This is a genomic window from Paenibacillus sp. FSL R10-2788 (assembly GCF_038003885.1).
Lineage (GTDB): Bacteria > Bacillota > Bacilli > Paenibacillales > Paenibacillaceae > Paenibacillus_AQ > Paenibacillus_AQ odorifer.
Genome location: NZ_JBBOQA010000001.1, coordinates 964,789 through 984,736, shown reverse-complemented (window position 1 = coordinate 984,736; position 19,948 = coordinate 964,789). Strand labels below are relative to the sequence as shown.

Below are 19,948 nucleotides of genomic sequence, written 5' to 3'. Positions count from 1 at the left end.
CTAAAACCTCTCCTATAGACCAGGGAATAGATCGTTCACCCAGTCTACAAGAGAGGTTATGGCTATATCAATATGCTTTAAGAAATCATCTTATTTCAGTCTAATGGTAAACGATACGGATTTTGCACCTGCGTTTACTTTCACTGTAGTCTCATCTACTTGCTCTGCACCTTCTACGGAAGCGATAGCTCCCAGATCTTTAAGGGAAAGCGAGAATTCTTTACCGCTGCCTTCTGCAGTAACTGTTACGCTGTTGCCTTTGCGGGCAGCCTTCACAGTCAATTCAGGAGCACCTTTAAGATCACGTACGGTTGCAGAAGTAGTAGTACCTTCTTCAAGTGAATACAGGCCAAATTTCACGCCATCCGCAAAGTCATAATCCGGTTTGTTGTCGATGCTGCCGATTGCCAGCAAGGAGTTCTGACGAACGAACAGTGGCAAGCTGAAGAAATCATATTTCTCTTTGCGCCATGATCCGCCTTGTACAGTTTCACCAGATAGCAGGTGTGTCCAGCGACCCGCTGGCAGATAGTATTTCACTTCGCCGTTTTCTTGGAAAATAGGCGCTACGAGCAAGGAATCACCCAGCATGTATTGGCGATCGAGCACTTCGCATGTTGGATCTTCCGGGAATTCCATAACCATCGCCCGCATAGAAGCCCAGCCATGCTCTGCAGCCTGGCCAGCCACATCATACAGGTAAGGCATCAAGCTGCATTTAAGCTTCGTGAAGAAGCGGGTAACATCACAAGCTTCATCATCGTACGCCCAAGGTACACGATACGAAGTGCTGCCGTGCAGACGGCTGTGGCTGGACAACAGTCCAAAAGCTAACCAGCGTTTGAATACATGTGCCGGAGCAGTGTTCTCGAAACCACCGATATCGTGACTCCAGAAACCGAAACCGGACAAACCTAGGGACAAACCGCCACGAAGGCTTTCTGCCATGGATTCATAATCTGCGTAGCAATCTCCGCCCCAGTGAACTGGGAACTGTTGGCCGCCAGCAGTTGCAGAACGTGCGAACAATGCTGCCTCATTCTTGCCAAGCTTCTCTTCCAATACTTCAAATACAACTTTGTTGTACAGTTGAGTGTAGTAGTTGTGCATTTTCATCGGATCAGATCCGTCGAAATAAACTACATCTGTAGGAATCCGCTCACCGAAGTCTGTCTTAAAGCTGTCTACGCCCATATCTACCAAATCACGCAGGTAGCCGGCATACCATTCACAAGCCGCAGGGTTAGTGAAATCCACCAGTCCCATACCCGCTTGCCACAGGTCACATTGATAAACGTCGCCGTTAGGCTTTTTGATCAAGTATCCGTTTTTCTTGCCTTCTTCAAACAAGCGTGAACGTTGGCCAATATAGGAGTTGATCCATACGCAGATCTTCAGGCCTTTTTCCTTCAGGCGTTTCAGCATGCCCTCTGGATCTGGGAATACACGTTTATCCCATTCAAAATCAGTCCATTGATACTCACGCATCCAGAAGCAGTCAAAGTGGAATACATGCAGCGGCAGATCACGTTCTGCCATACCTTCTACGAAGGAATTTACAGTTTCTTCATCATAGTTGGTAGTAAACGAAGTTGTCAGCCACAAGCCAAAAGTCCATGCTGGTGGAAGCGCTGGTTTACCTGTAAGAGCAGTATAGTTGCTAATAACGTCTTTAATGGTAGGTCCATCGATCACGAAGTATTCCAAGCTTTCTCCAGCTACGCTGAATTGGGCCTTTTTCACTTTTTCTGAAGCGATTTCATAGGAAACCAATTCCGGATGATTAACGAATACTCCATAACCTTTGCTTGATACATAGAAAGGAATGTTTTTGTAAGCTTGCTCGGAGCTAGTACCGCCGTCTTTGTTCCAGATATCTACGGTTTGTCCATTTTTCACGAAAGCTGTAAAACGTTCGCCCAGACCATATACGAATTCGCCTACGCCGAGATCTAGCTCATCACGCATGTACGTGTTGCCGTCTTGGTCGGTGATGTAAGCCATGGATTTAAAGCCACTGCCTGTAATACGTTCTTCGCCGCGATAGAAATCCACCGCCCATTGTTCGCCTTTGCGAATCACTACACGAAGTCCGCCGCTGATCAGCACGGTTTCGAGATCCGTTTCTTCAATCTTCACATGATCGCCAGTACCTTTAGTCAGTTCGAAAACCGGACCACGTTCCTGTACACCATCATGATGAATAATTTTAATGCCTACCACGCCTGGAAGCGGGGAATGGAATTTTACAGTAAGCAGGGTTGAATTCAGCGTTGCTGCGCGCCCTGTGATTGGAGTCGTTTGTGTAATTGCTGTTAATCCTTCGGGAGTCTTTTCTACAACATAATTTTGAACTGCGCCGTTAATCGTGATACCATCACGAACCAGCCAGAGACCATCAGTAAATTTCATTGTGTACTTGCCACCTTTCAATTTGGTGTTTATAGTTGCATTATACCGATAAAAAATGAACAAAACTAATACTATATAGCTCATTTATAACACTATTTTGATGTTTTTTAAGAAAAGAGGCGTTTATATGGACCGTACAACTCAGAGTTTGCTAAAAGAAAACAGAGTTCATGGAGATAGTATGTTTCCACTCGCAGCTTATTGGATCGAGCTTCCATCCGGAACGCATGTACTTGATACACATTGGCATGAAGAAGCGGAGTTCTTTATGCTACTAGAAGGAGAAATTCTGTTCCAAGTAGACACAGAATATTTTCCACTCCGAGCTGGAGAAGCGGTATTTATCGAATCTGGCGATATACACGCCGCCTATGTGCTGAACGAAGACACCCCCTGCAAATTCTGTGCGCTTGTATTTCTGCCTGATCTTTTGGCTAGCGCCCAGTACGATACGATCCAGCAAAACGCGATTTTGCCACTGCAAGAGAAACGCCAAAGCTTTCCGAGACATATTACACCCGCTATCCCTTGGCAGCAGGAGCTGCTTCATCATCTGAAGCAAATGATGGAGGCATACGCTAATAAAATGCCCGGATTTGAGACCTTTATGAAAGGAACTTTGCTAATCATGCTTTCCAAGATTACCGCAGAGGGCCGATTTGAGAACCGCAGCCAATCGGATGATGCAGATACTACCAAGATTAACCGCCTTAAAAAGGTGATCCTTTATATCCAAGATAACTATCAGGAACCGATCCGTACCCGTGATCTATCAGAGCTTATTCCCATGAGCGAGGGGCAATTCTGCCGCTTCTTCAAAATGATGACTCGTAAAACGCCAGTCGATTACATCAACTCTTACCGGATTCGCCAGGCTGCCGATCTGCTGCAGCAAAGTGAAAGAAAAATATCCGACATCGCATTCGAGGTCGGATTTGATAATGTAAGCTATTTTATAAAGGTTTTCCGCAAAGCGATGAAATGCTCGCCTTCGGAGTTTAGGAAAGGTGCGGGCTAGTTTCATCTACTTCATGCAAAAACGATGGATTCCAACCTGATTTTTAGGAATTACAACCTTTTGGAGGCTCGCGATGAACTCACCGATTCTTAGCTTTATCACACCGCCTATTCCTTATTTCATAGACTGTGGCCGTGCTCACTACAATGCTGGAGACTATCATATCAGTCGTAATTGCATCGGCGTATTTGATCTAATCATTGTTAAAAAGGGTACGTTGCCTATCGCCGAGAACGAGGTGCACTGGGAGCTAAAGGAAGGAGAATTCCTCATCCTTCGACCAGATGCCCATCACTATGGCTTTGCCCCCTGTCCTATCGAAACAGAAATCATCTGGATTCATTTTCAGACTTTCGGCAGCTGGATCGAGTGTCAGGATATGAACGAATGTCTGGAAAATCAGAGCGAGCTCATCGAGAGCCATAAACAAAAAGCTTATTTAAATCACTGCGATGTATGCTCGATTTTTATTCCGAAGTATATGAAAATTTCAGAGAAGGCAATGGAGGTATTAGAGTTCTTTTTCCATCTGGAACAAGAACCCCAATCGATGCGCAACTGGAAGCGCCAAGCCTCCTTTCAACAGTTTCTGCAATTCTTGGACCGCGATCTCGCCGAGGCATCAGATGCAACCGCCATTCATCTCGCCGAGAAGATTGAATTGTTCATTCGGCAAAATTATACTCGTGATGTAACTAACTCCTTACTTCAAAAAGAACTTAACTATCATCCCAACTATCTCGCCAAAAACATGCTGAAAATATATGGTGTGACCCCTATGGCCTATCTCCTGTCCTATCGTCTAGAACAATCCAAGCGGCTGTTAATTCAGACTTCCTGGGCCATCGCCCGCATTGCTGAAGAGGTTGGCTTCCATCATATTACTTACTACTCTTCCTGCTTCTCCAAAAAAGAAGGCATCTCTCCCTCTCACTTCCGACAAAAATTCACTGGAAAATAGACATGAAAAAGCCTGGAATCGAAAACAGCTTCCTCTTCCGGGCTTTGTTCAGATAGGCTAATCAAATCTTTAGACACGCTGCAAACGAATAACATTCCAGGATAATTAGGACAAAGAAGCCGTTAAGTATCCATCAACCAGCGCTGCGGCTAACAGCTCTCCTTATTAAGTATTACTGCTGATTTGCCGATATATTATAGATAGATCTTATCGTCGTAGGAGGATAAAGAACCATGCACATAACGAATATGACCTCATCTATGGGAACGAGGTTTAATGTCTCTGTTAGTCACCAAACTAACGATAAAACCATGAAATCAAACAGCAATACTAGTGGTAATGGCAATGGAGACAAATTATCAATAAGTAAATCTGCAAAGGCCGCTTTTCAAAATCAATCCAAAATGGACGGAATGGTTAACTCCCTGCTTAAACAAAAACAAAGTATCATCGACAGTAAGAACAGTCTGATTGAAAGAACTACCAAAAGTTCGCATAATCTCGAATCTATTCAAGATCAACTTAAGGAGTTCGACAAGCAGCTCCAAACGATTGACCAACAAATTGCAAAATACAGCTTCGAAGAGCAACAAAAGAACTTAGAAAATGCTCAAAAAGAAAATCAATCGGATGAACCTAAAACCGAGCAAGAGATACAAAACGAAAGATTAAATACGCTTGTTTCTGTAAGCCAAGATGTTAGCCAAATGGAGGTAGTTTCTTCTACCCACACTAAGATGCGTGGCGAGGCTAAAATTCTGACCAAGGAAATAGAGCTGGATGAGGCTCGTTCTACTCATTCTGCAACAGCCAAACGGGAGCAGTTATCCAAAATCGAAAATAAACTATCGGAAATGAACGAAACGTTAGGCGATGCCATGAAAGACACGGGAGATAAAATTAAAGATCAGATCGATAAAGCAGGTTCAACAGAAATTAAACCTTCTGAAGAGAACACCAATGAGCGGACAGAACAATTAGCTACCTATCAAGAAATTCAACGTTTAGCTGAAGAATCTGATAAGTCGCAGCTAGAAGTACTAATTTAACAAGGGCATGATTCTCTAAATAAAAAAAGCAATCGGATCTCCTCCGCATCAGAGGGTCTGCCGATTGCTTTTTTAGATGCAGCTAATGTTATTCTTCGGCTATTCCTTCCGAATCACAATAAAGCAGGTGCTGTCCGGCAGCGCCACTTCCTGTCCGCTCTCATCCATGAACCTTACTCTATCACGCAAAGCTTCGGTATAACCTTCTTGCAGGTAATGCCGGAAGATCTCAAGCTTCGCCTGCTTTCCTAAAATCTGTTCAATAAATGAGGCAAACTCCGTAGGGGTGAAATAACCAAATTGTTCTTGGACTTCATGAATATAAGCCTCTTCCCCCCAGGTATACGTATATAAAAATTCCATGGCATCATTAACGGGCATGAGCACTTCTTGTTCCCCTAATCTTTGAAACTGAATCTGACGTCCAGCAAAATCCTTCGCATAACGCTCCAGCCACATCAGACCGTCCTCTTCCAAAAAGTGAACTCTCCGCAGCAATGATGCAGGTTCGGTCATGATCCCATCGCGGATAATGATAACCCCGCCAGCTGACAATACCGCAAAGGCACTTCGCAGAGCTGCGGAGACGGTGTCGTGATTGAACTTATTACCATTTAGCGGCACATAAGAATATAGCTCATGCAAAATCGAAGAGAAGATTACCGTGTCCACCGTTCCAGCCTCCACGAAATCTTTAAGGTTCAACGCATCTCCCTGCAGCACCTCCCACTGGCGACCTTCCCGCTGCTTGCGTTGCCGCAAGGCTTCCACTACATTGCTTGAGATATCAATGCCGATAGGAGTAACCTCAGGCATACGCTCTTCCAGTAAATCCAGCAGCACACCGCCGCCCGGACCGATATCCAGCACTTTTTGTCCAGTGACATGATCCAGAATTACGGCTTTATAATCTGCTGTATTATTCATTTGGCTTAAGTAGGTATCTTCATTATGAAAACGGTCGAAAGCATCCCTGCGCAACTCGAATAGGTCGAACAACAGCAATACAGCACGTTCATACAAGGGTGATTTTTCAGCTTCCATACAGAATTCGATCAGCTTCTCAGCCGCTGCCGAGAATTGGAATTGAAAAAATACCGTGCCTGGCAGATGTTCCTTAGAATATTGCCGCAAGAGTAGGTGAGGGTTCTCAGCAGGCAAAGTCCCTTGCTCGATATCCTTCCATGTAAGCTCCGCTAAATATTTTTCGATAATCCGCTTCTTATAAATGTTGGTCTTCTTAACACCCTTGTAATCGTAGTAAATGCTGTTCATGACATGTTCGAAGCTGATATGGCTTAAGAATTCATTTTGCGCCCTCTGGGCAGCAAGCACCATCACCTTCAGAAATTGCTCCAGCGAAAAGGTCTGTAATGCAGATTCCACATACCAGAAGGTAATCTTACTTAATGACTCCAACCGTTCAGCATGGAAGCCTTCCTGCGTCAGCTTAGCCCATTCCGTAGTGAAATCCTCTCCTCTAGAGATCGGTCCCAGCCGCATTCTGCGCAGTCGTTCCTTCATCGGCATAGGACTAGCAAGATCGCCTGAAGAAATCAGCTCAATAAGCTGCTTCACTTCATGCTGCACATTCTGCCATAACTCGGGAGACACAGCTCCGATGATGCAATGATTGAGCACGGTCAGCAGGCGTTCCAGTTCCTCCGCGGTCAGCAGCTGATCTTCCACTATATCATGGAGTGGCTTATTGACTTCCGGCGGCACTTCTCCGCGAATTTGCTGTCCTATGAGTCCATGAGTCTCAATTAGCCGCTGAATCATCGCACCTTTCTCGGAGACAGCCCTCCCTAAATATCTCTCATATAACTGTGCGGAACCTAAATTATGTACAAAACAATTAATCCCTTCCTCCTGCCAAACCAGCCGCTCCTTTGCTGTACCTCCCTTAGCTGTTTCTGACCAAATTAACGTTTCTTCCACCAGCTCTTTTATCCAAATAGAACGGGGGAGTTGGTCCAGAATCTGCAAGCTACGTTCCACATAATCCAGTACGGGATTCCTGCGATCCAGCTCCTCCAGAGATTCCACACGTTCCAAATTTACTATCTGCTCCTCCGCTTGGACAATAAGCTTCAGCCAAAGGTTATCCTCCAAATGATCTTGCACACCTTCACGGTATAAGGCGATGGCTTCCAGTGATTTCAGCATATGCTCCTCCTTCGCTCCAAAGTGGAGACTATAAAGACCTATTATTATATATATACAATCCCGTTAATTAAAAAACAGAACCAGGATTCATGAAATAGCCATGTCCCGGTTCTGTTTGCATTCCAATCATTAGGTTCCGAACCGCTGCCGATACCCACATTTGCGGCATAGCTCCTCCACCGCTTCTCTACGTGAGAAGCCATAGAATAAATTGTTCGCCCGCTCCCCCTCCATAATCTCTGAGAACGGAGTCTCATGGATGTTGCCTAGGTTAATTACTCCTTCACCATCCAGACAGCATGGCACAACAGTGCCATCCACAAGAATCGCCGCTTGGCTCCGCAGGGCATGACAGAACCCTTTTCCGTCATCTTCCGGCTCATTTAGCGCTGGCCAACGGAACTCATGATCCTGATTAATGTAAACGCGCGGGGCAATCTTGACACCACTGCCAGGCACAACCTTTTCTTCGATCTTGAAATCCAAGTTGAAGGCTTCCTCCAGCAGGGCGAGGGTTTCACGGTTACGGTTTCTTTCCAGATTCGTCAGATTATCCTCCGTCAAATTCCACAAGCGGAAAGAAATAATGACCCCTTGCGCAGAGGCTTCCCGTACAAAAGAAATTATCTCTGAAAGATAGCCTTCACGGTTCTCTGACCCTTCATGCCCATCAAAGCTGTGCAGAGAAAAGTTCATCTGACGCAGTGCGGGCTTACCAAGAATTTTAGGTCCGGCTTTATGAATTAACGTGCCATTAGTTGTAATATTAACCTTGAACCCTTTGGCATGAGCAGCATCCAGCAGTTCACCTATCTTGGGATGCAGCAACGGCTCCCCTTTTACGTGAAGATAAATATGATTGCTGTGTGGTTTAATTTCATCCAATATCGTATTAAACGTATCCAGCTTCATGAAATTTTTCGTCCGGGCGGTTTGTGGACAAAAGCTGCAGGCGAGGTTGCAGACGCTTGTTATCTCAATATAAACCTTTTTAAAAGTCTTCAAGTCCTGCTCCCCATTCTATTTATTATAAATCTGAGGCATAGCGGAGACCGATCTGTGCTCTGGCTTCCTCCATAATCTCTGCTGCGGCCATGGAGTTCTCATGAGTATTAATTCTGCTCTCCCGTTCACCATTCTTAATCAAGTTGATGAATTCCTCAACCTCATAATACATAGGTTCAAACACCTGAGGCAACGTAAGCTCCTCAACTGTACCATCACGATAGTAAATTTTCACCTGATAAGGCTCATTGATCTTGTCGATCACCATCGTACCGTTCTCTCCATGAATCTCAGCTGGCAGATAGGAGTCGGAAATTTTGGAGTGCATAACTACCGCATCCATATCGTCATATTTCATAATGAGACTTCCTTCACCATCCACACCTGAGGAGAGCATGACACCCACTGCCTGTACTGATTGAGGCTTGCCAAAGAGCACCACCATTGGATACAAACAGTACACACCAAGATCCATTAACGAGCCATTGGAAAAAGCGGGATTAAACGCATTTAGCACAGTCCCCTGCCGATAAGCATCATATCTAGAGGAGTACTTACAATAACTTGCAAAATAACGGCGAACTTGGCCGAGTTTATACAAATTATCCCGAATCACTCCAAAGTTCGGCATAAAAGTCGATTTCATCGCCTCTACCAGCAGCACATCATTTGTGCGCGCAGCTTCAATCATAGCTTTAAGCTCTATACTGTTGGATGCAGCCGGTTTCTCGCAGAGCACATGCTTGCCGTGATTTAAGCACATAATCGCTTGCTCTGCATGCATAGAATTTGGGCTGGCAATATATATAGCATCTACATCTTTGCTTTTCACCATATCTTCCAGATTCGTATAAATTGTAGCTCCCGCATATTTAGCAGCAAAGGCCTGACCTTTCTCCATTGTGCGAGAGTACACGGCTGTCAGGATAAACTCCTCATTCTCCAAGCCGGCTTGCACGAAGCGGTCTGTAATAAAGTTTGTTCCAATGACCCCGAAACGAATTGTCATGATGTTATCCCGTCCTTTTTAGTTATTACTAACTCTACATGCTATTTTCTCACTCATAGGTAGTCATGTCTACTTTTTAAGGCAAATTAACGACAATTTCTGATAAATTCAGCAATTCCCTTGTTACTGGCGGAGCATCTTTCATCGTACAATGCAAAAAAAGGCGTATCCCAGCCACCCTTTCATGGCTTTTGAGATACCCTTTTTTTGGAGTTACAACTATTGCCTGAACTTACGGACCCAGATGAACTCTATATAATCGTCCAGCCGCCATCTACAAACAAAGTCTGACCTGTAGTGTAGCTGGAAGCATCTGAAGCAAAGTAGAGTACAGCACCGTTTAATTCTCCCGGATTACCAGGGCGGCCCATCGGACACACTGCGTTGTACATTTTTAGCGCTTTTTCTGCAAATAACGTATTCTCAGTCATTTCAGTTTTGAACAAGCTTGGTCCAATCGCATTAACAGTAATCCCATGCTTAGCATAAGTTGCCGCCACCCCTCTTGTCAGATGGATCACTCCACCTTTAGCAGCATTGTAAGAATGCGTAGGAACCGAAGCAGAAGCTGTAAGGCCTAGCATTGAGGCTGTATTGACGATTTTACCGTAATTCCGTTCTTTCATATGCCGGATCACATGTTTCGACATCAGGAAAACGCCCTTTAAATCAGTATCCAATACCCGATCCCAAGCTTCTTCTTCCAGCGCTTCAATCGGAACCGCATCCACCACACCAGCATTGTTCAGCAGAATATCAATTTTTCCAAAGGCTTCCATAACCTTTTGAACAGCCACAATAATCTGGTCCTCTTTTCTTACATCACACTCAATAGGAATTATTCTGCGTTCAGGGTATTTAGCCCGGATATCCTCGGCTACTGCTACAAGCTTGTCATATCTTCTAGCCAAAATAGCAATGTCTGCTCCTTGCTCAGCAAGCATCTCTGCGAATTGTACCCCGATCCCACTGGATGCTCCTGCGATAATAGCTGTCTTACCCGTCAAATCAAAAAGGTTAGTCATTCTAATTCCTCCTAATGTTTGGTTAGCCAATCCTTCTTCGGTTTCATTTCGCACAAACTCACTTCAAACACATAGGCTTATACTGAGGAAGCAGGTTGCAAATTGTTTTCCCACCAGTCCCAGCGGAGATAGCAGTATGGAAGATACTCCATTGGATTCAGAGGCTCCAGAATTTTACCTTTTTCAAGCACATTTGTACTGACGGTGTAAACCGCGCCCAGCATATTCACAACTTCAAGCTCACTCCAAGGATCATGCGGGGAGTCTTGGAAGGTGATAGAGGCTTCTGCCGCTTTATAGACTTTAACCTCACTTACTAAACGCTGTGTGACCAAGGTTGGCATCAGATCGAAGCCGTTTCCGTCAATTGCATTGGCATATTTGATGTTATACAAAGGGATATCTTTGCCGTAATATTCCTCCAGAATCTTCTCGGCTCCATTGTCATTGAAGTGTCCATCCATAGTGGCTTTTACGTTGAAAAAGTCAATGCCATGCCGGCCAATTGCCCCATCAATGCCAGCTTCTGAGGTGTTCATACGCACATCGGCCATTTTCTTAGGCAGCCCACATACTTCCCGGCCCATAGCCATCCCGATATCGCTTGTAATAGGCATCGACAGGCAATAGTTGCCTAATTGTCCGTTATAGTCTGCTAGAACGAACAATCCAGCTTCACGATAAGGTGGACAAAAGTTCGTAGCTGGGTAATTGGCGATAAAAGCATTTACCAGCGGCCGGCTTGTTGGCTTCAGTGGCTTCGGCAACAAACGCTCGATAATCTCTGGTTTGGTCTCCCAATACACCGTCAGCATCTCAGCATCATAAAAGGTGGTTGGCTTGCCTCCGTATTTCTGCATATCTGCGAAACTTTTCACAAAACTCACCATGAATGAACCCTCCTTAGATTAGTAACCCTTTAGTTCAGCACAAATGCCGTTTCGAATCCAGATTGAATGGCCTGTCCGATTCGTCCTGGCTTGCCTGCATCGCCGATTACCTTCACATTGGGCAGTACCTGCTTCAGCTCATCAACGAATGAGCGATCGGGTGTAACACCAATGGATAATACAACAGCATCCGTCTTTTTCAGCGAAGTTTCCCCAGTGGACGTATTCTCAAGCACAATCGCGCCGTCCTGCACTTCTACCAGCTTGGTTGATGCTAAGAGCTCCACGCCGTTCTTTTTCAGCCTAGTCACAATGTCGATCAGATTTGGCAGATAGGCGTCTGGGCCAACCCGCGGCTGCATTTCCACCACCGTGACCTGATTTCCCATATCGGCTAAATATTCAGCCGTTTCCAGCCCTGTCATGCCGGAGCCGATGACCACAGCCTGCTTGTTCTTAATCACAACTGACCCACTAAGTACGTCAACAACCGTGCAGACCGCTGCCTTTTTCACTCCCGGAATAACAGGCACTATAGGCTGTGCCCCAGCGGCAACAAATACCGCATAAGGGTTCAGTTGCTTCAGTTGTTCCAGCGTAGGTTTCGTAGAGAGATGGACATCAACATCCAGGTCCTCTAACTGATGCTGCATATTATCAATAAACCAGTTCAGCTTCTCCTTCAATGGTGGCCGGCTTCCCAGCTCCACACTGCCGCCTAGCACATCTCTGGCTTCGAACAATACAGGTTTAAAATCTCTGAGCGCCAAAATCCGTGCTGCTTCCATACCTGCTGGACCCCCGCCGATCACAGCTACTACTTTGCCATCGCCATCTTTTGCTGGTTCTGCAAATTCAAGCTCCCGGCCCACTCTGGCATTGACAGCACACTTGATTACCTTGCACTCCATCACTTCCTGAATACAGTACAGGCAAGAGATACAGGTTCTGATCTCTGCTTCTTTGCCTGCTGCCGCTTTGTTACCCCACTCCGGATCGGCCAGTTGGGCTCTTCCAAGGGCTACAAAGTCCGTGTTTCCTTCCTGTAGCAGACTCTCAGCAAATTCAGGCTTACGGATCACATCACAAGCAATCACTGGAATTTGCACCGCTTGCTTAATGGCTGCGGAGAGATGTTTTTTCCAGCCTTGCGGGTAGGATATCGGCTCAATGATCGTATTGGATGATTCATAAGTGCCGGAGCTTACATTTATGCAATCCACTCCGATGCTTTCCAGATGTTTCGCAGTCTGGATAGCCTCATCCAGTGTAATCCCACCTGAGACAAATTCATCGCCGTCGATTCGCACCGATACTGGGAATCCTGCGCCACAGATCTTTTTGATGCCAAGCACAATTTCGTTCAGGAATGACATTCTACCTTCCAGTGAACCGCCATATTTATCAGTTCTCAGATTGGTAAGCGGGCTCAGAAACTGTCCTACGAGATAGCCGTGGGCACCATGGATCTCCACGCCATCAATACCTGCTGTTTTAGCTATATAAGCTCCGAACACAAATTTACGAACTAACTCTTCTACCTCTTCAGTAGACAGCTCCCGGGGCATTTCCCCAATCGCTGAAGACATCACTGCGCTAGGAGCAACAATTTGTTTGCCTCCAATAAGCCGTCCGTGATTTTGCCGGCCCGGATGCTGGAGCTGAAGGAATATTTTGCTGTCATGACGGTGCACAGCTCTTGCCAGTTTCTCCAGACGCGGCACAAACAGCAAGTCACTTGCATTCAGCTGGTTCGGTGTACCTACTCCGGTCTCATTATCCACACGCGTAATTTCCGTAATGATTAGACCACAGCCACCCGCGGCACGTTCCTCATAAAAAGCAATCATTTCGTCCGATGCTTCACCACTGGCCGCGGCCAGTGACGTTCCCATAGCCGGCAATACAATTCTATTCTTAAGTTCAAGGCGTCCAATTTTACCTGCTGCAAACAGTTTTTCATATTTCATCTGCTTAGCACCTCCACCTTTAGTTTAAGGCGTCCAATACTTTGTGAATATATTTACAAGCACCAAAAATCACTTCTTTATAGTGCATATTGCACTATTATTGAACTAGGGGGCGATATGAATGGATGTTTCCTTAAATGAGCAAATATCAGGTAAAATCGAAATGGAGCATTATACCGCATCTTTGTTTACTGCATACATTTCAGGTGCAGGCCTTTCAGCTATCGTACAGACAGCTGCCGAGCTACTGCAGAATCCCGTCATTGTATTTGATTGCAGCTTCAAAATTGTAGCTCACTCTGACCTTTCCGATATCGACGATTACATATGGAGTGATAATATCCGCAAAGGTTATTGCTCTTACGACTTCATTGCGGCTGTGAGTAAAATGAACAGTGTCCAGCGTGGGAAACAAAGCGATGAATCTTATGAAGTAACCTGCGAGGAAACGTCAAACTCTAAACTGATCTCCAAAATAAAAGTAGCCGGCAAACAAATCGGTAATGTATTGCTTCTTGGATGCAAAAATCCTTTTCGCGCCAGAGATAACGAGCTGCTGTCCATCACCGCTACCATACTTGCCGAAGAGATGGGCAAAAACAGCTACTATCGCAACGCCAAAAATATAAAAGTTGAAGATTTTATCTGCGCACTGCTAGAGGAACAGCTTCAGGACAACCGGATCATTCAGGACAGAATGCGGAGTGCAGGATTAAAGTTCGGAAATCAGCTGCTTGTGCTGCTGTTCGATCTTACCTGGTATGAGGGTTCAGGCCGTTATGATGATTATTTAAGAGAACGTTTGCAACAGCTTTTTCCGGGCAGTCCTTCCACCTATTATGATGGGCAGATTGTAATGATCCATGACGGAAATCTCTCCAAAGAGCTTGTAAATAAGCAACTGCAGGAATTTCTAACTCAAACCGGCATCTCGCTTGGCATCAGCAATATATTCACTAATCTTACGCAGTGTAGGAGACACTATCTTCACTCCCGAAACGCTATTCGGATCGGTTCCATTCTCAGCCCGCAGCAGCAGCTGACTTACTACTCAGATATCCAGCTCTATGAGATGCTCTCTGCTGATGTTGTGTTTAACGAGGATAATAACTACTACCATCCAGAGCTGCTCAAGCTTCAAGAATACGATGCTGTGCACCAGTCCAATCTGTATCATACCTTTTACGTTTATCTCAAAAATAACCGGAACATGCAGATTACATCAGACGAGCTGTACATTCACCGGAATACACTCAGATATAAGCTCGATCTTATTAGCAGACTGCTGGACACCGACTTTACCGATTCTGAAAAAATGCTGGCGTACTATGTCTCTTACAAGGTCGCTGCTTTTTGTGAAAAAGCTAGGGAGCAGACCCGTACGCCGCAACGTTAATGTTAGAAGCTACTATAAACGCACAAACAGCCCCCGTTCTTATCCCAAGAACGGGGGCTGTGCTGTGAAGTAGAACTGTATATGATATTACAATCCGTAAAAAGCTTGCAGCTGACGCACGATTTCATCCTTGTCATGATCCACTACGGTTTGATGTTGTGGCATCTCGAACAATGCTTTAATCTGTGCCGGGAATTCCTGCTTAATATCGATCAAAGTAATTGCCTCATCGAACTTAGCTGGATGTGCAGTCGCAAAGGTAACGCCAATCTCATCCGGGCCATTAAAGGCTTCGTAAGCCGCGATTCCACATGCTGTATGTGGATCAAGCAGGTAGCCATATTCTTTTTGATACTTAGCGATCGTATTCAAGCATTGATCATTCTTCACACCCAGCGCTGCAAAATCCTTCTGCACCTGCTGAAGCGCCTCGCCTTCAACCGTAATCTTGCCTTCGGTTTGTAGCTTGGACATATACGCGGATAACTTCTCAGAATCCTCGCCTACCAGATAATACAGATACCGTTCGAAATTACTGGCCACTTGGATATCCATCGAAGGGCTGTAAGTGCTTGTGAAATTACCTGGTTTGTATTCGCCAGTATTCACGAAACGCTCCAAAATATTATTTTCATTCGTAGCAATGATTAGCTTGTTAATAGGAAGCCCCATTTGCTTAGCCAAATAGCCCGAGAAAATATTACCGAAGTTACCGGAAGGCACGCTGATATTAATCTTTTTCTCGTTGCTGCCATCAACATGCAGATATGCATAGAAATAATAAACAGTCTGCGCCAGAATCCGTACAAAGTTAATGGAATTGATTGCACGCAGATGATACCGACCTTTAAAGTCCAGATCTGCGAACAGATCCTTAATCACCTTCTGGCAATCATCAAAGTTACCATGAACAGACAGATTCAGTACATTGCTGTCGTCCACCGTAGTCATCTGCAGCTCCTGCACTTTACTTACCTTGCCGTGTGGATGGAGAATACAGATCTTGATGCCTTCTTTGCCGCGTACACCTTGAATAGCCGCCGCTCCAGTGTCCCCAGAGGTTGCACCGAGGATGTGGATGATTTTGTTTTGTTTTTTGGAAATATATGAATACAGCTCACCCATAAACTGCAGCGCTACATCCTTGAAAGCAAAAGTAGGCCCATGGAACAATTCAAGTACATATAAAGAATCATTTACTTGGTGTATAGGCGTTACTTCAGGTGTGCGGAAATTGGCATAACTGGTGTTGACCATTTCCTGCAGATCCTCGTAAGGAATCTCATCATTGGTGTAATAGGCAACAATCTTCAGGAACAACTCCTGATAGCTAAGACTTCTCCACTCTTCCAACGTTGCTGCTGAAACCACTGGAATCTCGGATGGAACCATCAACCCACCGTCGTCCGCAAGTCCCATCAACACCGTATCAATAAAACCTTTAGGTTCCACATTACCTCTTGTGCTTATAAACTTCATGCTCATCCTCCTGAACCCCTCGTTAATATATGACAAGAATATATGATAAGAAGAAACAACGTTGTCGTCCTATAGAGATGACAACTGTTTCTCGCAGAAATATAAGGCTATTATAGTTGCACCACTTATAAGTTCTTATAATTAACTATAAGTTTCACCCTAAACGTTATCCTTAAGCTAGTTAGGGATGATAAAGCTATTTCTGCTTGTTTTCCCTATATACTACCACGTTTACGCGCTAAAGTCCGTTAATTCTTTGTCTTATTTTGCAGCTCTCTCCAGACTGTTTTGTTGCTGTATTGCCGTTCTGTACTAACATCCTTACCGAACCATTCCGGCTCTTTAAAGCTTTCCGCTTCCTCCAGAGATTCAAATTCAACCTCGAGTACGGACAATTTCAGCTGGGAATATACGTCGATCTCAACCGTTGTGCCATTCCACACCGCTGTAATTCGCTCTTTGACCAAAGCTACCGCATTTACCGCTTCGATCATCTGATTATATAAACCCTCTGAGATAAAATATTCGATCTCTTCGCGTTTGATCCCTTTGCCATCCTTAAACGTATGCGTGTAGGTTACCTCACCTGAGTCCAGATCCGTAATTTTACGCACACGAAGCTCTTGACCACCATCTATCGCCAGATATGTCTGATCGATATTATGACGGGTAACAATCTTCAATTCTCCCTTTTGAATCAGCTGCTCCGGAAATTCCGGCAGCAGAAACTTGCGTTCGATCTCCAAAGCCATGATGTTTCGCTCCTCTTCGTGTCATATATTTTATATTAATAATCATCATAGGGGTGTGACAAACCCAAGTCAATGTGGATTATAGAGAAATAGGACATGCTCTAGCTTAAAAAGGCTACCGTGGTGCTCATTGTGGGATTTATGGAGGTTGTGGAAGCTGGGGCTCACCATAGATTACTGGAAACTACGGATAATTAGCGAGTCAGCCGGCGATCATTGGGAAGCATCATTTGATTAGTTGGTCAGTGTGCCACTGGTCGTACTCACCTATTCGATTAGTTGGTCAGCGCGCACTGGCGGCTCCCCATTCGATTAGTTGGTCATGCGCTACTGGTCATACTCACCCATTCGATTAGTTGGTCATGCGCTACTGGTCATACTCACCCATTCGATTAGTTGGTCATGCGCTACTGGTCATACTCACCTATTTACTTACGGACCGTATAGCCACTATTTGCGAAAAAAGCACATATTTGAGATGGTATCGGACTCAGGTGCAGCTATTTACTCCAAAACACCCCATGCGGTTGCGATAATTAGCCAATAGCGTCGCTGGGGTCCGAAAGTAGCCTCAATTACCTCTTTTCTAGCAAATAAGGACTCCTGAGTCCGATCCGAAGCAGGGTACCTAGGTACCTAGCAGCAGCCAAGGAAATTCTCCATCAAATGTAATCGGCGCCTTCTCGTTCTTAACCCAGACCAAACCATAATGATTGGAGCATCGTTAACTGTTGGTGCCTCCTCATACTCCCTCATACTTTCTCATACTTTCTCATACTTGCTCATACTTGCTCATACTTTTTCATACTTTCTCATACTCTCTCATACCACCCCTACTCCCTATTTACTTACGGACCGCACAGACGCTATTTGCGAAAAAAACGCACATTTGAGATGGTATCGGACTCAGGTGCAGCTATTTACTCCAAAACACCCCATGCGGTTGCGATAATTAGCCAATAGCGTCGCTGGGGTCCGAAAGTAGCCTCAATTACCTCTTTTCTAGCAAATAAGGACTCCTGAGTCCGATTCGAAGCAGGGTACCTAGGAACCTAGCAGCAACCAAGGAAATTCTCCATTATATGCAGTCAGCACCTTCTCATTCTTATCCCAGACCAAACCCTAAAGATTAGACCATCGTTAGCTGGTGGCACTCCCCCATACTTTCTCATACTTTCTCATACTTTCTCATACTTTCTCATACTTACTCATACTTACTCATACTTACTCATACTTACTCATACTTACTCAACTTTCTCATACTCCCCCACTCCCTATTTACTTACGGACCGTATAGCCTCTATTCGCGAAAAAAACGCATATTTGAGATGGTATCGGACCCAGATGCAGCTATTTACTCCAAAACACCCCATGCGATTGCGATAATTAGCCAATAACGTCGCTGGGGTCCGAATGAAGTCCCAATTGCCTCTTTTTTAGCAAATAAGGACTCCTGAGTCCGATTCGAAGCAGGGTACCTAGGAACCTAGCAGCAACCAAGGAAATTCTCCATTATATGCAGTCAGCACCTTCTCATTCTTATCCCAGACCAAACCCTATTGATGGAGCATCGTTAACTGGTGGCACTCCCCCATATCTTACGGACTAATAAAAAACCGAACGAAAATCAGAGGAAATCCTGAAATCCGCTCGGCTCGACGGCAAACTTATTTTATTTCTTTCATAAATGCCTGAAAGTCTTCTACGATTTCTTTTGCTTTAGTGCGATATAAATAATGTCCCTCTTCAAACTTCACTATTTTTCCATGTACAGAGTCCTTGATTTGCTTTTCATGCTCTGGTATCCATCTATCCGTTGCTGGTTGATTCGCTTGTATAAAGAAAATAAGAGGAAGATTTTTAGGAAATGTTAAACTTTCAGCTGATTTAAAATTAGAATACATCATTCCAGCTTCATTTAATTGGGTGGGATTAAATATGTTTTTGCGATTGATCAATCTCATTTGTTCTTTTGTTTTATCATCAAATGGTAGTTCAGCAATTGGGTCAGCACTGAATTTCATTTGCAATCTGATTAGACCTGATTTTTTGAGCAGATTTATAGTTTTTAATTCCGAAGCTTCGATTTTCCTCTCGCTTATCGATGGAACACTACTATCAAGCCCGACAAATGCACTCACTTCATTTTCATACTTGTTAACATAATCTAGTCCATAAATGCCTGAAATGGAGTGGCCCATTAGAATATAACGGTCAATATTAAGAGCCTGTAAAGCCTCATGAATTTCACTTACAATATTCTCTGTGCTGCGCTCCTTTTTGGTCAGATCACTTAATCCATACCCAAAAGGCTCAATCATGACGACTTTGTAAAACGGTGAGAGCTCATTTATTAATGATTTAAAATCAAGAGCTGGCGCTGCTGTGCCATAACCCGGTAGTAGAACGACTATTTCTTCACCTTTTCCTTGAATATAAACATTCATATTTTTCCCATCAACAGGTACTAACTGACCATAGGGCTCTATTTTACTCTGTTCCGATTTGTTGCTGATCAGATTAACTGTATAAACAATGGCGAGAAAAAGCAGGATTGCGATAATTATTGCTCCTATTACTTTAAGTAGTATGTTTAGTATTTTACTTGTTCTCGTGCCCGCCTTCATTTTCATTACTTCTTTTATTTTCAATCGTATCTTCTCCTGTCATCACCTGTGTATTGGACTGCCATAACTAACTGCTAATCTAAGATTAACCAATAAAGATGTACTCTCTATGACCTTAATATGAACGGAATATGAACAGGTAAAAAAGCTACAGCGTCTTACGCAAGGTAGTTGCACAGGATGTCA

The 19,948-nt window shown here is 44.5% G+C and carries 14 protein-coding genes; 4 read left to right on the top strand and 10 right to left on the bottom strand.

Translation table 11 applies throughout. From position 1 onward, the window contains the following. Positions 1-90: 90 nt before the first annotated feature. Positions 91-2,412, bottom strand: a complete 2,322-nt coding sequence (gene yicI / locus NSQ50_RS04250) for an alpha-xylosidase (protein WP_076141754.1) — start codon at positions 2,410-2,412, stop codon at positions 91-93. A gap of 127 nt (positions 2,413-2,539) precedes the next feature. On the opposite strand from yicI, the gene NSQ50_RS04245 reads away from it, so the two are divergent. The 3 genes from NSQ50_RS04245 (at position 2,540) to NSQ50_RS04235 (ending at position 5,440) form a co-directional block, all read left to right on the top strand. After that, positions 2,540-3,430, top strand: a complete 891-nt coding sequence (locus NSQ50_RS04245) for an AraC family transcriptional regulator (protein ID WP_036680763.1) — start codon at positions 2,540-2,542, stop codon at positions 3,428-3,430. Between the two features lie 73 nt (positions 3,431-3,503). Next, complete coding sequence (locus NSQ50_RS04240; protein ID WP_076224960.1) at positions 3,504-4,391, top strand: helix-turn-helix transcriptional regulator; 888 nt, start codon at positions 3,504-3,506, stop codon at positions 4,389-4,391. 233 nt (positions 4,392-4,624) lie between these two features. Continuing rightward, positions 4,625-5,440: a hypothetical protein gene (locus NSQ50_RS04235; protein ID WP_076224959.1), complete on the top strand. Its 816-nt coding sequence runs from the start codon at positions 4,625-4,627 to the stop codon at positions 5,438-5,440. A 99-nt stretch (positions 5,441-5,539) separates the two neighbouring features. On the opposite strand, the gene NSQ50_RS04230 is transcribed toward NSQ50_RS04235, so the two are convergent. The 6 genes from NSQ50_RS04230 to NSQ50_RS04205 all read right to left on the bottom strand — a co-directional run bounded on the left by NSQ50_RS04230 (position 5,540) and on the right by NSQ50_RS04205 (position 13,508). Next, positions 5,540-7,609 carry a class I SAM-dependent methyltransferase gene (locus NSQ50_RS04230; protein WP_076224958.1) on the bottom strand — a complete coding sequence of 690 codons (2,070 nt, stop codon included), beginning with the start codon at positions 7,607-7,609 and terminating at the stop codon, positions 5,540-5,542. 129 nt (positions 7,610-7,738) lie between these two features. Continuing rightward, positions 7,739-8,614 (bottom strand): radical SAM/SPASM domain-containing protein, encoded by an 876-nt coding sequence (locus NSQ50_RS04225; protein ID WP_076224957.1) that lies wholly within the window; start codon positions 8,612-8,614, stop codon positions 7,739-7,741. Positions 8,615-8,636: 22 nt separating this feature from the next. Then, positions 8,637-9,623: a Gfo/Idh/MocA family protein gene (locus tag NSQ50_RS04220; protein WP_036680747.1), complete on the bottom strand. Its 987-nt coding sequence runs from the start codon at positions 9,621-9,623 to the stop codon at positions 8,637-8,639. A gap of 251 nt (positions 9,624-9,874) precedes the next feature. Continuing rightward, positions 9,875-10,648 (bottom strand): SDR family NAD(P)-dependent oxidoreductase, encoded by a 774-nt coding sequence (locus NSQ50_RS04215; protein ID WP_036680744.1) that lies wholly within the window; start codon positions 10,646-10,648, stop codon positions 9,875-9,877. A gap of 77 nt (positions 10,649-10,725) precedes the next feature. Next, positions 10,726-11,538 (bottom strand): acetoacetate decarboxylase family protein, encoded by an 813-nt coding sequence (locus NSQ50_RS04210; RefSeq protein WP_051491139.1) that lies wholly within the window; start codon positions 11,536-11,538, stop codon positions 10,726-10,728. 29 nt (positions 11,539-11,567) lie between these two features. Then, complete coding sequence (locus NSQ50_RS04205; protein ID WP_036680741.1) at positions 11,568-13,508, bottom strand: NAD(P)/FAD-dependent oxidoreductase; 1,941 nt, start codon at positions 13,506-13,508, stop codon at positions 11,568-11,570. A 121-nt stretch (positions 13,509-13,629) separates the two neighbouring features. Between NSQ50_RS04205 and NSQ50_RS04200 the strand changes: the two genes are divergently transcribed. Beyond that, positions 13,630-14,904: a PucR family transcriptional regulator gene (locus NSQ50_RS04200; RefSeq protein ID WP_038568822.1), complete on the top strand. Its 1,275-nt coding sequence runs from the start codon at positions 13,630-13,632 to the stop codon at positions 14,902-14,904. A gap of 87 nt (positions 14,905-14,991) precedes the next feature. On the opposite strand, the gene thrC is transcribed toward NSQ50_RS04200, so the two are convergent. From thrC to NSQ50_RS04185, 3 genes are all read right to left on the bottom strand, one after another. Further along, a complete protein-coding gene (thrC, locus tag NSQ50_RS04195) occupies positions 14,992-16,383 on the bottom strand; it encodes a threonine synthase (RefSeq protein WP_036680736.1) in 1,392 nt (463 codons plus the stop codon). 248 nt (positions 16,384-16,631) lie between these two features. Continuing rightward, the gene (locus NSQ50_RS04190; RefSeq protein ID WP_036680734.1) at positions 16,632-17,135 is read right to left on the bottom strand and encodes a CYTH domain-containing protein; all 504 of its coding nucleotides are present in this window, start codon (positions 17,133-17,135) and stop codon (positions 16,632-16,634) included. 1,667 nt (positions 17,136-18,802) lie between these two features. Next, positions 18,803-19,762 carry an alpha/beta fold hydrolase gene (locus tag NSQ50_RS04185; protein ID WP_370510618.1) on the bottom strand — a complete coding sequence of 320 codons (960 nt, stop codon included), beginning with the start codon at positions 19,760-19,762 and terminating at the stop codon, positions 18,803-18,805. Positions 19,763-19,948: the final 186 nt, after the last annotated feature.

What these genes read in the sequence shown, in the direction of transcription:
- yicI (WP_076141754.1), bottom strand. Translation starts at nt 2,412, where the DNA reads ATGAAATTTACTGATGGTCTCTGGCTGGTTCGTGATGGTATCACGATT.
- NSQ50_RS04245 (WP_036680763.1), top strand. Translation starts at nt 2,540, where the DNA reads ATGGACCGTACAACTCAGAGTTTGCTAAAAGAAAACAGAGTTCATGGA.
- NSQ50_RS04240 (WP_076224960.1), top strand. Translation starts at nt 3,504, where the DNA reads ATGAACTCACCGATTCTTAGCTTTATCACACCGCCTATTCCTTATTTC.
- NSQ50_RS04235 (WP_076224959.1), top strand. Translation starts at nt 4,625, where the DNA reads ATGCACATAACGAATATGACCTCATCTATGGGAACGAGGTTTAATGTC.
- NSQ50_RS04230 (WP_076224958.1), bottom strand. Translation starts at nt 7,609, where the DNA reads ATGCTGAAATCACTGGAAGCCATCGCCTTATACCGTGAAGGTGTGCAA.
- NSQ50_RS04220 (WP_036680747.1), bottom strand. Translation starts at nt 9,623, where the DNA reads ATGACAATTCGTTTCGGGGTCATTGGAACAAACTTTATTACAGACCGC.
- NSQ50_RS04215 (WP_036680744.1), bottom strand. Translation starts at nt 10,648, where the DNA reads ATGACTAACCTTTTTGATTTGACGGGTAAGACAGCTATTATCGCAGGA.
- NSQ50_RS04210 (WP_051491139.1), bottom strand. Translation starts at nt 11,538, where the DNA reads ATGGTGAGTTTTGTGAAAAGTTTCGCAGATATGCAGAAATACGGAGGC.
- NSQ50_RS04205 (WP_036680741.1), bottom strand. Translation starts at nt 13,508, where the DNA reads ATGAAATATGAAAAACTGTTTGCAGCAGGTAAAATTGGACGCCTTGAA.
- NSQ50_RS04200 (WP_038568822.1), top strand. Translation starts at nt 13,630, where the DNA reads ATGGATGTTTCCTTAAATGAGCAAATATCAGGTAAAATCGAAATGGAG.
- thrC (WP_036680736.1), bottom strand. Translation starts at nt 16,383, where the DNA reads ATGAAGTTTATAAGCACAAGAGGTAATGTGGAACCTAAAGGTTTTATT.
- NSQ50_RS04190 (WP_036680734.1), bottom strand. Translation starts at nt 17,135, where the DNA reads ATGGCTTTGGAGATCGAACGCAAGTTTCTGCTGCCGGAATTTCCGGAG.
- NSQ50_RS04185 (WP_370510618.1), bottom strand. Translation starts at nt 19,762, where the DNA reads ATGAAGGCGGGCACGAGAACAAGTAAAATACTAAACATACTACTTAAA.